The 13,984-nt window shown below is 59.5% G+C and carries 10 protein-coding genes; 7 read left to right on the forward strand and 3 right to left on the reverse strand.

Annotated features, from left to right (window positions below; translation table 11 throughout):
• Positions 1–214: 214 nt before the first annotated feature.
• The 5 genes from G9U53_RS24820 (at position 215) to G9U53_RS24840 (ending at position 5,315) form a co-directional block, all read left to right on the forward strand.
• Complete coding sequence (locus tag G9U53_RS24820) at positions 215–1,186, forward strand: hypothetical protein (RefSeq protein ID WP_064444994.1); 972 nt, start codon at positions 215–217, stop codon at positions 1,184–1,186.
• Between the two features lie 80 nt (positions 1,187–1,266).
• Positions 1,267–1,914: a response regulator transcription factor gene (locus G9U53_RS24825; RefSeq protein WP_064445020.1), complete on the forward strand. Its 648-nt coding sequence runs from the start codon at positions 1,267–1,269 to the stop codon at positions 1,912–1,914.
• Positions 1,911–3,602 (forward strand): GAF domain-containing sensor histidine kinase, encoded by a 1,692-nt coding sequence (locus G9U53_RS24830; protein ID WP_165639336.1) that lies wholly within the window; start codon positions 1,911–1,913, stop codon positions 3,600–3,602. Before G9U53_RS24825 ends, G9U53_RS24830 begins: the two co-directional genes overlap by 4 nt.
• Before the next feature lie 2 nt (positions 3,603–3,604).
• On the forward strand, positions 3,605–4,198 hold the full coding sequence (locus tag G9U53_RS24835) for a flavodoxin domain-containing protein (protein ID WP_207624608.1): 594 nt from the start codon (positions 3,605–3,607) through the stop codon (positions 4,196–4,198).
• 301 nt (positions 4,199–4,499) lie between these two features.
• Positions 4,500–5,315, forward strand: coding sequence for a hypothetical protein (locus G9U53_RS24840; protein WP_165639337.1), 816 nt, complete (start codon positions 4,500–4,502; stop codon positions 5,313–5,315).
• A 5-nt stretch (positions 5,316–5,320) separates the two neighbouring features.
• On the opposite strand, the gene G9U53_RS24845 is transcribed toward G9U53_RS24840, so the two are convergent.
• Positions 5,321–6,787, reverse strand: a complete 1,467-nt coding sequence (locus G9U53_RS24845) for an AAA family ATPase (protein WP_165639338.1) — start codon at positions 6,785–6,787, stop codon at positions 5,321–5,323.
• Between the two features lie 168 nt (positions 6,788–6,955).
• Here G9U53_RS24845 and G9U53_RS24850 point away from each other — a divergent pair, with 168 nt between their 5' ends.
• Complete coding sequence (locus G9U53_RS24850) at positions 6,956–9,292, forward strand: heavy metal translocating P-type ATPase (RefSeq protein WP_165639339.1); 2,337 nt, start codon at positions 6,956–6,958, stop codon at positions 9,290–9,292.
• A gap of 180 nt (positions 9,293–9,472) precedes the next feature.
• On the opposite strand, the gene G9U53_RS24855 is transcribed toward G9U53_RS24850, so the two are convergent.
• On the reverse strand, positions 9,473–9,997 hold the full coding sequence (locus G9U53_RS24855; protein ID WP_081559310.1) for a hypothetical protein: 525 nt from the start codon (positions 9,995–9,997) through the stop codon (positions 9,473–9,475).
• Positions 9,998–10,114: 117 nt separating this feature from the next.
• The gene (locus tag G9U53_RS24860) at positions 10,115–10,972 is read right to left on the reverse strand and encodes a slipin family protein (protein WP_165639340.1); all 858 of its coding nucleotides are present in this window, start codon (positions 10,970–10,972) and stop codon (positions 10,115–10,117) included.
• Between the two features lie 273 nt (positions 10,973–11,245).
• Here G9U53_RS24860 and G9U53_RS24865 point away from each other — a divergent pair, with 273 nt between their 5' ends.
• Positions 11,246–13,978 (forward strand): cation-transporting P-type ATPase, encoded by a 2,733-nt coding sequence (locus tag G9U53_RS24865; protein WP_347570825.1) that lies wholly within the window; start codon positions 11,246–11,248, stop codon positions 13,976–13,978.
• Positions 13,979–13,984 lie beyond the last annotated feature (6 nt).

The following is a 13,984-nucleotide window of genomic DNA, read 5'->3' on the forward strand; positions in this document are numbered from 1 at the left end:
GATGGATGCCAACTGGCCGTGACCGAATTTTTCGCGAAAGCCATCGGCGACGGCAGAGGAGAAAGTCATTTTCGGTGTCACCAGTCGGTTGGATCTACATTCACACAATCGGTTCGTCGGTGACCATTGGCACTACTGCGAAACGTGTGATCCTGCAACGCTCTCTACTGAGGGCCGTGCGAATGGCGTTGGGCCGCCCGAGATCGGAGGAGACGTGGACCTCACCAGACCGGATTCGAGCGTGATCCAACTTGCTGTCGATCTCGCGTGTCGTGCGCCGTCTCTGCACAACAGCCAACCCTGGCGATGGATCTACACGGACGGCAAGCTGCAACTGTTCGGTGATCACAGCAGGCTACTGCGGGCTGCCGATCCCACGGGGCGGCAACTGCATATCAGTTGCGGTGCTGCTCTCGACCATCTGAGAGTAGGTCTCTTGGGGCTGCGCTGGAACGCAGAGATTCACTACGAACAACGTGCGGTGTCCCCGAGTCTTCTTGCCACTATCACCTTTCGGCATGACGGGCATCCCCGTTCCCACGACTTCGACATGTTGACGGCTATCCGACGTCGGCGGACCGACCGGCGATCCTTCGGGATATTCGAGGAGATCGACGACGTGGTTGACAGTGTGGCTCACGATGCCGCGGGCTGGGAGGTGAGAGTTGTGGTGCTGAACGAGGCTCAACGGACCGGCCTGACCGCCGCGACAGAAGCGACAGCTGCAGCCAGACGATACGACTCGGAGTATCAAGCCGAGCTTCATTGGTGGGCTGGGCATTCTTTGAAATCGGGCGGTATTCCCGCAACTGCACTTGTTTCCGGCGCCGGTGGCGTTCCGCTGGGACGGAAATTTCCCTTCCGTCCCGATTCGCCTGTAGAAGTCGGTGGCCCGATCGACGAATCCTCTGTCGTGGCCCTCGGTACCCCGGCTGACGCACGTATCGACTGGTTGCGAGCCGGGCAAGCGCTCTCTCGCGTCTTACTCGAGTCGACGGTGCGAGGCGCGGCGACTTGCCCGCTCTCGCACATGACCGAAGTGACAGTGAGTCGTTCGGTCATCGGGAAACTGGTTCCTGAGATCGGCGTGCCGCAGATGTTGGTCCGAATCGGGCGAGCGCCCGAGGCCACCCGGCCGGCGGAGACACCACGACGATCCGTCGCGGATGTCCTCACCCTGAGTTGAGCGGGGTGATTCGTTCGTCCGCCGCTGGGTAGTCGTTCTATGTGGGCGAATGCGCCGATGGTGGCAGAACGGATGGTTCGATGACGGACGTGTTCCTGGTGGATGATCACGAGGTTGTTCGGCGCGGCCTCGTCGAGTTGCTGGAGGACGACCCAGGGTTGCGAGTCGTTGGAGAGGCGTCGGACTACGCCCATGCCATTGCGCGGATCCCGGCCCTGAAGCCCGACGTGGCTGTGCTCGACGTTCGGCTTCCTGACGGAAACGGCATCGAACTGTGCCGTGAACTTCTGTCGAAGTTGCCTGGTTTGCGGTGTTTGATCCTCACCTCCTTCGAGGACGACCAGGCGATGCTCGACGCGATCCTGGCCGGTGCGAGTGGTTACGTGGTCAAGGACATCAAAGGCCTGGATCTCGCCCGAGCGGTTCGAGATGTCGGTGCGGGGAAATCGTTACTCGACAACAGGGCTGCTGCCGCATTGATGGCCAAGCTGCGAACCGATGCAGCGGATAAGAACGGTCCATTCGAGGAACTGAGCCAACAAGAGCGCGTTTTGCTGGGATTGCTCGGAGAAGGATTGACGAATCGACAGATCGCGGCGCGGATGTTCTTGGCGGAGAAGACAGTGAAGAACTACGTGTCGCGATTGTTGAGCAAGCTGGGCGTCGAGAGACGAACTCAGGCGGCGATACTGGCAACAAAGATGCACGAACATCTGCCGCCGCCATGACGAACAGCGAGTCGAGCTCCCGCCTGGAGAGCGGGACGACGTCGGTCAACTTGGGCGTCCCGATGGAACAACTCATCCACGTCGACGGGTTTCTCGAAGCCTTGCTGGCAGTGTCCTCCGGTCTGGATCTGGATTCGACGCTACGGACGATCGTCAAATCTGCCATCGCGTTGGTCGACGCGAAGTTCGGGGCGCTCGGTGTAGTCGGCGAGGGCGATGAGTTGAACCAGTTCGTCTTCGAAGGAATCGACGAGGAGACGACGAAGTTGATCGGTGACCTTCCGCGCGGGCGCGGTGTGCTCGGTGTTCTGATCTCCGATCCGAGGCCGTTGCGGTTGGGCGATCTGGCGGAGCACGACGCCTCGGTCGGCTTCCCGAAACACCATCCGCCGATGAGAACCTTTCTCGGGGTGCCGATTCAGACGCGCGGCAAGGTTTTCGGAAATCTCTACCTCGCTGAGAAATCGAACGGAGAGGAGTTTTCAGCGCGCGACGAAATGACAGTTCTCGGGTTTGCTGCAGCCGCTGGAATCGCGATCGACAATTCGCAGCTCTACGCGTTGGCTCGGATGAAGCAGGAGTGGATGCAGGCGACCAGTGAGGTAACCACCGAGTTGTTGGCCGGGGTGAATCCGCTGGAGGTCCTTCAATTGATCACAGACAGATCCTCGTCTCTCACACACTCCGACTGTGCGTTTCTCGCCGTGCCCCCCGACCCGGAAGTAACAGGACGAGAGCCAGCCGAGCTGGTAATCACAGTTGCCAGTGGACCCGAATCCGAGATCCTGGTGGGGCACAGCATTCCGTTGGACTGCTCGACGTCCGGTGCCGCTTACAGGTCGAAGATGCCGATTTCAACCGAGTCGTTGGCCTTCGATCCTGGATTCGGTGACGAGAACGAGTACGGACCCGCGATCGTACTGCCGCTGAGAGACGGCCAGTACATTCAGGGCGTTCTGGTCGTGTTGAAAGTAAAGGGATCTGAGCAATACACCGCCGATCAAGTTTCGTTGATGTCGGCGTTCGCCGACCAGGGCGGGGTTGCACTGCGGCTGGCTGACAATCAGCGTCGGATGCGCGAAATGGATATTCTCTCGGATCGGGATCGGATTGCTCGTGACCTTCACGATCACGTGATTCAGCGGCTCTTCGCCGTAGGGTTGTCCGTACAGGGGACCCTTCAGCGTGCGCGCGCGCCGGAAGTCCAGAGGCGTCTCGACGCGACCATCGGTGACCTGCAAGAAATAATTCAGGACATTCGCCGTGTCATTTTCGACCTGCATTCAGGTGACGACGGAGCGCTGTCTCTCCGAAAACGATTGAACCAGGTAGTAGCAGAAGCGAGCGCTGACACCGAATTGCGGATAACTGTCCAAGTCCGAGGGCCGCTGTCAGTTGTAGATGCCTCGTTGGGAGAGCAAGCTGAGGCGGTAGTACGAGAAGCTCTCAGCAACGTGGTCCAGCATGCCCACGCGTCCACCGTCGGGATCACCGTCGACGTGCACGATGCATTGACCATCGTGATCGAGGATGACGGTATAGGTTTCGAACCGACCACGCACCGGCGTGGATTGAAGAACCTGTGCGACAGGGCGCTCGCACGGGACGGGACGTTCGAGGTACGGCCGCTCCCTGGAAGCGGTACGAAGCTGGTCTGGTCGGTGCCACTACCAGACTGGAACGGGTGACGATGATCAAAGTGCTGATCGAGTACGCGAGTGCCAACGGGTCGACTCGAGGAATCGCCCGGAAGATAGCCGACCGATGTGGCGTCCCGGGATTCGACGTGTCACTGTCGGCAGTGGAAGAGGACCCAGGGCACGAATGGTTCGACGCTGTGATCGTGGGAAGCGCCATTCACGGAATGGATTGGCTGCCCGCAGCAAGGGAAGCGGTCTTTCGTCGGAGTTCGGCAGCGAAGACTCAACCGGTGTGGGCTTTTTCAGTCGCGACGTGGGGAGCGACGTCAACTCTTCTGGCTCCTCGTCTGACTCGTCGAATCAGAACGACAGCGTCTGAACCCAAGACCGTGACGAAACTCCGCGAGTCTGCCGACTTGCGCGACCATCGTAGATTCGCCGGCATGCTGACACGGGGAGACTGGCCACTGTTGGGTCGCGTTGTCTTCAAGATCATGGGCGGTAGATATTCGGATGCGCGCGACTGGTCCGACATCGACGAGTGGGCGGACGGCATCGTGGAGCAACTCCGTAGCGGTACGTTCGAGTATTCCGCGAGAACGGAGGATGCTTCACGGCAGTTCGACGATGACAAAGGACCGTAGCGAACACCACGTGCCGGGGGACACGATCAACAGAGACGTTCGCCGCTCGTCCGACAGCGGACCACTTCGACGAGAGTGATCGACCATGGTGCACTACGCGAGCGCAGATGCCGAGACAATCACCGATGCTGTCCGTTGGGCCTGCACCGCACCGTCCGTTCACAATGTCCAGCCGTGGTCGTGGAGATTGCAGCGCGGCACACTTGAACTACGTGTCGATCGGCTGCGCTCGATCCCGGTGGAGGATCCCGCGGGGAGGCAGTCGATCATCAGTTGCGGTGCTGCATTACATCATTTGCGAGTGACCTTGGAACACAATCTCATCGAGCCGATCGTGGCAAATTTTCCCGACCGAGGGCAACCCGATCTGCTCGCGGTGATCACGTTCAGAGGGCGCCCACGCGCGATGAGTTCCGAGGCAGCACTCTTCGCATCTCTGGAGCGCCGAAGGTCCGACCGCCGGCCATTCGATGCACCTCCCCTCGGCTCCCTGGTCAACCTTGCCCAGCACGCCTCGGTGTTCGGCGTCTCGGCGATCAGCTTGTCAAAGCGATTCGCGGGCATGCTTGATCGCGCGGCAACTCTTTCAGCAGAGCAGCACCATAGCGATCCGGCGTACTGGAACGAACTGGAGAGCTGGATCCGCCCGACTCCGACAGCAGACGGATTGCCGCGAGGTGTGCTACCGGATGCGCTGTCGGTTCACGAATCTGCGTCCGCGCGAGGGTTTCCATCCGGGCATTTGAGAATCGGATACGGAGTCGGAGACGATGCAGCTTTGATGTTGCTCAGTTCGGTTGCAGATCTGCCGATGGACTGGCTGAACGTGGGTCAGGCGATGTCCTCGCTGCTGCTGCACGCCACTGCATCGCACCTTGCCACCTGTCCTCTGACGCATCTGACAGAAGTGGATTCGAGCCGGGAAATTGTTCGAGATGTTGCCTCGAGATCGGGCGAGACGCTTCAGTATCCCCAGGTCATGATTCGTGTGGGGGTGCAGAGAAATCCGTCCGCCACTGCACACGATGCAGGGACGTCCGAAGTCGGAGTCGGGGAACATCGCCCAGAGGAGACCGGCCGTCGTCCACTAGACGAAGTATTGACCGTTTCGAGTTGATACTACTAACCCACGTTGACTGAATTTTTCCAGGCATCCAGCGCCGACGCGGCGCTGGCGTCGATGGATGTGTCGGTATCGATCGATATCGCTTCCGGCCATGGGTCGTGTTCTTGCGCGATAGCGACTGCCGTTGCCGCGGTGGCGTCGGACAGCGTGTCGGTTCGCATGGCTATTCGTTGTACTGCGACGGGCAGCGGAGCGCTGGTCGACAAACTGATCAGTGTTGATGATGTTGTTGTGCATAATGATTCGGCCTCCCTGCGGTGTCGAGATCGTGCCCACGTTGCGTCGAGTACGACCGATTCACCCATCGAGAGACGATGGTGGGCCCGCCGGAGCATCTCGCTGTACACAGTGTGAACCGAATCGGGTGAATACAGCCCGGACCGATAGGTGTCGGCGGAGCCGCCGAGTGCACCGGAGTTGACGAGTTCGCGCCGTACTCGGTCGCTGGATATGACGGTAGCGCCGGTGTGTTCACCAAGTGCAGCAGAAAGTGTCGACTTACCGGTCCCAGGGAAGCCGCCCACCAGGCACAGTCTGACCTGTGCGCTCCGCAGGTGGTTCTCACCAAGAATCAGGTGGCGTTCGAGCCCTGCCAAACTGTCCGAATTTCCTTGCTGCAGACGCAAAGCGTCGACCTTGGCGCGTACGATCGCACGGTAGGCGATGTAGTGATCGATCAGCGAGATCGGCGGCTGATCACTCGATTTCGTCACCATGGATGCGAGAAACATTCGCGCGAGATCCTGATGGCCGAGGAATTCCAAGTCCATGGCGAGGAAACAGCTGTCGTCGAGAATGTCGACACACCTGAGTTGATCGTCGAAGTCCAGGCAGTCCAGAATTTTGGGTCCGTCGGGAAGCACGAAAATGTCATCCGCGAGTAGGTCTCCGTGGCCGTCCACGATGCGATCCGTGGAAATTCTCGAATCAAACAGGCGCGCACGCCCACGCAGATATCTCTTGTACATCGACTCGACATGATCGAGTCGGCCAGGTGGAACGAGCCCCGAACACAGTTGGCGCAGTTCGGCAAGATTTGCATTCCAACGGAGTTCGACACAGGAGGACCTTCCCTGCTCCGATATACGCTCGCTCCTTTCTGCGCGTGCGTGAAACTCCGACAAAGTTGTCGCGATCTGCTCCAATGGGTACGCGATATCCCCATTCGTCGCCGCCAATGCGGATAGTCGTCGATCATCGGGCATTCGTTCCATCACCAGAATCGGCTCACGTGAGTGGTCCAACGGATCGACCACGTGCGTCACCCCGCGATAGACCTCCGCGCAAATCCTCCTGTTCAACGCGAGTTCACGTCGCAGAGCGTCTTCCCGTTGTGACGGCTCACTGAAATCGAGGAACGGCGTGGAGACGGCCTTCTTGACCTTGTACGCGCGGCTTCCGGCAAGTACGACCACTCCGGTACTTGTCTCTTTGACGTCGAGATACGGAGCATGCCGGCTCATGTGATCTGCTCCTCGAAACTGAAACTATTGCGCGCTGGGAGATGCGTCGATTTCTACGGTCCTCCAAGTCTGACGAAGCGGTGGGTCGATCGTCTCGGGGCATTCCGATGTTGTAGTCGGGCATTACGGCACTAGTGATCATGTCGAATGGATGGGGACCCTGAGAACATGTCGCTGATCCGAAATTTGTTCCAGCGCTTGACAACGATCGCCGAGCCTATTCTGCTGATCGTGACTGCGACCGCCCTGGCGGTCGGTTTCCTCGCGCGGATGCTCGATCAGCGAGCCTTGGCAGATGGGCTGTGGGTATTCGGCACCATTGTTGCGTTGCTCCCGGCAGGGTGGTGGGTTATCGAAGGGTTGCGCAAACGACAGGCGGGGGTAGACGTCATTGCCGTGCTGTCGCTGCTCGGGACGATCTGGATAGGGGAGTATCTGGCCGGAGCGTTGATTGCAGTCATGCTGGCGACCGGGCGAACTCTCGATGCTGCGGCCAATCGTCGAGCGGCGCGAGATTTGCGTTCGCTTCGTGAACATGTCCCGAGGACCGCGCAACGCGAAGAGTTCGGTCAACTTCGGAGGGTGGCCGTCGACGAGATTGTGCCAGGAGACCGAATCTTCCTGAGCTCGGGAGAAGTTGTACCCACCGACGGTTGGGTCGTCGGTGAACCGGCAGTTTTCGACGAATCAACGCTCACAGGTGAGTCGAAGGCAGTGGAGCGCTCGATCGGTGATTCGGTCCGCAGTGGCGTAGTGAACGCGGGTGCCGGTTGCCGTATCGAGGCGAGTCGGCCCGCCCGATCGAGCACTTATGCCGGTGTTGTTTCGCTTGCGCAGGAAGCGGCAGCCGAGAGCGCGCCGATCGTGCGTGTTGCCGATCGCGTGGCGGCGTGGTTCATACCTGCAACATTGCTCGTGAGTGGCTTCGCCTGGATGTGGAGTGGATCCGCGGCACGTGCGGTCGCCGTACTGGTCGTCGCGACCCCCTGCCCGCTGTTGTTGGCTGCGCCGGTGGCGATCGTCTCCGGTTTGTCTCGGGCGTCTCGAATCGGTGTGATCGTCAGGTCCGGCGGTGCTTTGGAGATGTTGGGAAATGCACGGACTCTTGTCATCGACAAGACAGGGACATTGACAACCGGGAAACCCACGCAATCGGACATCGTCTGCGGAGACCACGACGACAGTTCGTCAATTCTTCGCCTGGCTGCATCCGCAGACCAAGTGTCCTCACACATCTTGGCGGAGTCCATCGTCCGAAGTGCTCGCGCGCAAGGTCTGTCACTGAGTACCCCCGAATCGGTGACCGAACGGCCAGGGTATGGGGTTAGTGCAAAGGTTGACGGTCATGATGTCGAAGTAGGTAGGATCGCCGACACGATCGATCGTCCGGACTGGGCCGCCTCAGTGGAGAATCGGGCGCGGCTCGACGGGGCCGTCGTTGTGTGGGTGCGCATTGACGATCAGCTCAGGGGGGCGCTGTTCCTGGCCGATCCAATTCGCAGTGATGCGCGCTGGACGATACGCCGTTTGCGATCGGCAGGGATCACCAAGATCGTGATGCTGACCGGCGACCGTCCCGAACCGGCGGTCGAAGTCGGATGTGTTCTCGGACTGGACGCGGTTCATGCGGAACAGGAACCTGCCGACAAAGTCGCGCGAGTGCGCGAAGAATCGGAGCGCGCCGTGACGGTGATGGTCGGTGACGGAATAAATGACGCGCCGGCGCTCGCCGCAGCGTCCGTCGGCGTTGCCATGGGTGCACGCGGTGCCACTGCGTCATCCGAAGCTGCTGACGTCGTCCTGACGACCGACCGGTTGTCTCGAATGGCTGATGCAATGGATATTGCTCGGCGATCTCGTCGAATTGCGCTCCAGAGCGCCACCATCGGCACCGGCCTTTCGGGGATCGCGATGATATTTGCGGCTCTCGGGTTCTTGGTCCCGGCGGTAGGGGCGTTGTTACAGGAGGTGATTGACGTTGCAGTCATACTGAACGCTTTACGCGCGCTCGGACGGGGGAGGTTGAGCACACCGCCGCTCGGTCCTGAGCTCAATGAGATGCTTCGCGGATTCTCGATTGAGCATCGCCGTATACGTGCGGATCTCGATATCATTCGTGCCACTGCGGAAGCTCTCGTTGGAGGCGACCGTACATGGGCGCTTCGGCGACTTCACCAGACCGATCGTTTTCTTCAAGACGTGGTTCTTCCGCATGAGCGGGCTGAGGGGGCGAAACTCTACCCGGCGCTGGAGCATTCGTTGGGCGGTGCCGAGTCCATTTCCGCGGTGGCCGACGCACACTCCGAAATCGAGAGGCTTTGTCGACGGCTAGACAATCATGTTCGGGTTGCAGACGCGCGAGGGGAAGTGGCCGACACACAGGTCGGAGACCTTCTCGCCTGTCTGTATGGGTTGTATGCGGTGCTGGTGTTGCATTTTCGGCAAGAAGAAGAAAGTTACTTCGTCCTCGCAGATCAATCCGAGGAGGCGGGCGGAGGTGCGTGATCTGCATATGTTCTGCAACATCTGTCCTGCAACGCAGACTGATCAGTTCCGACCCGTCGCACGTATCCTGACGGGCGCCGGAATCAGCAGTTCGAGGGACGCCGTAGGTGCGGAGGCCGACACGTGCTCGATCCGACTTCTGCTCGATCCAACTTCGCCGATGCTCTGGTGTACGGCACGTCATGCGAGTGGTGGGGCCTTGCTCGACCACTCCTTCTCCCACGCGCGGTCGTTGTACCAGCGGATCAATGATCCTGCAGCGCTGAGTGTTACATGCGTCGACAGAATGGTCGCCGAGTACAACGTGATCGCGGCAGCGATGCCGTCGACAGCTGCGATCGACGTCTGAGGAGGAGGTGGAACCTGATCACCTGCTTCATCCGTCCAAACTGTGATCGTCTCTCCCGGGCGTGCGTCGAAGTGAGCGGTCATTGGTTCCGTCCGGGAGATTCCGTTCATGGTCCATGTCACGTCCTTGCGCGAGCCTGTGGTGGCCTTCGCCCCGAATATCCCGTCCACGGATACCCCAGGAGTCGCACTGACCGTGCCGCTCCATTGGCTGTAGACGTTGTGTTGTTGTTCGATTCGTGCTCGGCCTGATGCGTAGACGGAAGTGCCGACTGCTGCTGCAACAGGGACGGCTAGAGCCCCGATCGCTACTGCACTGATGACCAATGAAGACCAGAGTCGATCCGATGGACGCATGAGTTGGTTCGAGGACCAGGGAGCTTGATTCCACCAGTGACTGGGCTCAATGGCCGTGCGAATAAGATCCCTACGCATGGTGCCGGCCGTCCGGATCGGTTCGGCCAGAAGGGAACATCATGACTGACCGAGGGTGAGAGAGCCGGCGTCGAAGGCCGTTTCCCTCGAGCCGTTGTCTTTCGAACTACGATTGGAGAGCTCTTCCGCAGATGCATTTTCTCGGTGAAGGAACGAACCGAGTTCGCCGATCGCGCTCATCAGGGGGGCCGGGAACACAACGGTCGTGTTCTTCTCGACGCCGAGCTCTGCGAGGGTCTGCAGGTTGCGCAGTTGTAGCGCCAACGGGTGATCCATCATGGTGTCCGACGCTTCGCCGAGTGCAGCGGCGGCGCGCGCTTCCCCTTCCGCTGCGATGATCTTTGCCCGCTTCTCTCGTTCTGCCTCTGCTTCCCGCGCCATGGCTCGTTTCATGCTTTCCGGAAGCTGAATGTCCTTGAGTTCTACCAGCGTTACCTCGACGCCCCAGTCGAGTGTCGTGGTATCGAGTATCTGACGGATGCTGGTGTTGATCACGGCCGTTTCCGACAGGACCTCGTCGAGAGAATGCTGACCCACCACGTTGCGGAGAGTGGTTTGCGCGATCTGATCGATGGCAGAGTTGACGCTCTCGATTGTCACCACGGACTTTTCCGCGTCGATGACTCTGAAGTATGCAACGGCTGCGATATCCACGCTGACGTTGTCTCGTGTGATGATTCCCTGCGACTGGATCGGCATCGTGACGATACGCATCGATACCTTGGTCATACGGTCGACAGCGGGAATAATTAGCGTAAGACCCGGATCTCGTACCGCGATGATCCGTCCGAGCCGAAAATGAACACCGCGCTCGTACTGTGTGACGATTCGTATCGCCATTGCGAAAATCAGGAACAGGATTACCGCAACCACGACGACGATGATGGTGGCGCTCATGGTGATTCTCGATTCTGTGCGGGACAGGGTGCCAGACGAGCACTGTCATGCGGGCGGATCTGCAGGCATGTCCGGTCTTCGTCAAGCTTCGCGTTGCGTGTCGATTGCATACATGGCCGAAAGTCACTAGTTGCACGGCAGGCGGACACTGATTCGATCAGTGGGTTGTACGGCCCGAGTTGACGACCGAGTGCCCTGGTATTGCGTCCTCGGACGGGGAAACCTCGATCGGAGTAGTTGCGTTTGGTTCTCGGTTCGTGAGGAGGTGTGCATGTGTCCGAGGCGGTCGCTGATTCGGAATCAGATGCGGTGAATCCGCGTGAATCCGTGGAACGAATGTTTCGAGATCTCAGGTCAGATCGGCAAGGTCTCTCGGCCAGAGAAGCCGAACGTCGATCCGTTGTTCATGGTTCCAACGAACTGCAGCGTCGGCGTGGACGTGAGTGGCCTGGCGAGATACTCGGGCAGTTGACTCATCCCCTCGCGTTGCTGCTGTGGGTTGCCGCTGGGCTTGCTGTTGTCAGTGGAGCTTCTCCACTGGCGGTGGCGATCGTCCTGGTGATTCTCGTCAATGCGTTGTTCGCGTTCGTCCAGGAATTACATGCCGAACAAGCGGTGGAGGCGCTCTCTGCATTTCTCCCTGAAACGGCGACTGTGGTCCGTGACCGCGTTGAGCAAGTGGTGGATGCACGGACCTTGGTTCCAGGTGATGTGATCATTCTCGACGAAGGTCGCCGAGTGTCGGCAGATGTACGACTGATATCGGGCTCGGTGCAGGTAGATCTGTCCACGCTGACCGGAGAGTCGGTTCCGGTCACTGTTTCTGCGGATTCGACAAGTAATGCAGGGCCTTTGGTTTCGGCCCGAGACATCGCCTTCAGTGGAACGGATGTGCTCGGCGGCAAAGCTACGGGATTGGTCTTCGCAACTGGTATGCGTACTGAGATCGGGCGTATCGCTGCCCTTTCACAGCGCGTGGGTCGTGACGAGAGTCCACTCGAGAAACAAGTGAAGAAGGTTGCCTGGCTGATCGCCTGTGTAGCGGTGGTGATGGGCGCGGCATTCATCCCCCTCGGTAGCTTGATTGCGGGATTGTCCTGGGGAGATTCGATCAACTTCGCGATCGGACTCCTGGTTGCCAATGTTCCCGAAGGGCTCCTTCCGATCATCACGTTGGCGCTGGCAGTTGGAGTACGCACCCTTGCTAAACGAGGGGCGTTGGTCAAAAGGATTTCGGCGGTGGAAACGCTCGGTTCGACGAGCGTGATCTGTACCGACAAGACCGGAACTCTGACACAGAATCGAATGCGGGTTACCAGACTGTGGACGCCTGGTGGCGTTCTTTCCTTCGACGCAAATGGAGCAACCGATTCAACGTGGCCCGAGGGGTCTGTCCCGCGTCGTGTAGCGCATGCGATCACTTACTGTTGTAATGCCGAAATCGGGGACGGCCGCGTTGAAGACGGCGGGGACGATTCGGGGGACCCGACCGAGTTGGCGATGCTGCGGGCTGCGGCAGATATCGGTGAGCCGTTGTCGGCGACCACTCACGTGCACCACACGATTTTTCCTTTCGATCCCGAGCTTCGCAGGATGTCGACAGTGGACCGGGTCGGAGATGAATTTCGGATCCAGGCGAAGGGGGCGCCGGAGGAGATCCTCAGTTTGTGTTCCCGAATTGTGGGGGTCGATGCGTCTGAGCATGATCTGACGTCCTCGGAGCGTTCCGAGGTGGCGTCGGCGGTCCACGATTGGGCACGGGAAGGACTACGACTGATCGCCGTGGCGGAACGATTGTCGATCATCGGCGAGGAGGAGCAATTGTCTCGTCTCGACATCGAACGAGACATGACACTGCTAGGGATCGTGGCGATGATCGACCCTCCACGCCCGGAAGTCGCTGCCGCGGTGGAGAAATGCCATACTGCAGGTATTCGCATCATTGTGGTGACCGGCGATCATGGACTCACCGCACGCGGAATTGCAGAAAGTGTGGGAATCGGCCGAGGGGGCCTTCAGGTAGTCACCGGATCTGAACTCGAGGAAATGTCGGAGAAGGATCTCGACGAACTCCTGTATTCCGACAACGAGATCATCTTCGCTCGGAGTTCGCCGGAAGAGAAGCTTCGGATCACAGATGCGCTTCGCGCCGGTGGCTATGTGGTCGCGATGACCGGCGACGGTGTCAATGATGCTCCAGCTCTGCGACGGTCGGACATCGGAGTGGCGATGGGACGGTCCGGCACTGACGTCGCTCGGGAGGCTGCGACGATGGTTCTCACTGACGACAATTTCGCCACTATCGTCGACGCGGTCGAAGCTGGGCGCAGGGTTTATGACAATGTCCGTAAATTCATCGTCTACATTTTTGCGCACGCGACTCCCGAAGTGGTGCCCTTCCTGGTGTATGCCCTGTCCGGCGGTCAGATTCCACTTCCCCTGACCGTGATGCAGATATTGGCAATCGATTTGGGCACTGAGACATTGCCCGCATTGGCACTCGGTCGGGAACGGGAGGAGCCTGGCTTGATGGATCGGGCACCGCGAAAAGCTTCACAGAATGTGGTGGACAAGATGATGCTGGTGCGATCGTGGGGCGTGCTCGGTGGCGCGTCGGCTGCAGCAGTCATGGTCTTGTTCATGGCTGCTCTTCTATCTGGAGGCTGGACTTTCGGAGCCGACGTGTCTTCAGGTGCGCTCGAACACACCTGGAAGCTGGCAACGACGATGAGTTTCCTCGGGATCGTGTCGTGCCAGATCGGAACCGCCGTCGCTTCTCGAACAGAGCATGCATCCTTATGGAAGATTGGATTGTTCTCGAATCGGTTGTTGCTCTGGGGGATTGCGTTCGAGATTGTCTTCGCCGCTGTTGTGGTGACGCTTCCGTCGGCGCAGCGTGTATTCGGCACAGTCTCGCCCACGTGGTATCAGGTTCTGTGGTTGCTGCCCTTACCGGTCTTGGTGTGGGGGTGCGATGAATTCTGGCGGTGGACGCGACGCCGCTGATCGAGC

Origin of the sequence: Rhodococcus sp. D-46 (assembly GCF_011290655.1) — a bacterium.
Taxonomy (GTDB): Bacteria; Actinomycetota; Actinomycetes; order Mycobacteriales; family Mycobacteriaceae; genus Rhodococcus_F; species Rhodococcus_F qingshengii.

Excerpts from the sequence above, each read along its gene's own strand:
- G9U53_RS24855 (WP_081559310.1), bottom strand. The coding sequence starts at position 9,997 with ATGCGTCCATCGGATCGACTCTGGTCTTCATTGGTCATCAGTGCAGTA.
- G9U53_RS24835 (WP_207624608.1), top strand. The coding sequence starts at position 3,605 with ATGATCAAAGTGCTGATCGAGTACGCGAGTGCCAACGGGTCGACTCGA.
- G9U53_RS24860 (WP_165639340.1), bottom strand. The coding sequence starts at position 10,972 with ATGAGCGCCACCATCATCGTCGTCGTGGTTGCGGTAATCCTGTTCCTG.
- G9U53_RS24845 (WP_165639338.1), bottom strand. The coding sequence starts at position 6,787 with ATGAGCCGGCATGCTCCGTATCTCGACGTCAAAGAGACAAGTACCGGA.
- G9U53_RS24850 (WP_165639339.1), top strand. The coding sequence starts at position 6,956 with ATGTCGCTGATCCGAAATTTGTTCCAGCGCTTGACAACGATCGCCGAG.
- G9U53_RS24830 (WP_165639336.1), top strand. The coding sequence starts at position 1,911 with ATGACGAACAGCGAGTCGAGCTCCCGCCTGGAGAGCGGGACGACGTCG.
- G9U53_RS24825 (WP_064445020.1), top strand. The coding sequence starts at position 1,267 with ATGACGGACGTGTTCCTGGTGGATGATCACGAGGTTGTTCGGCGCGGC.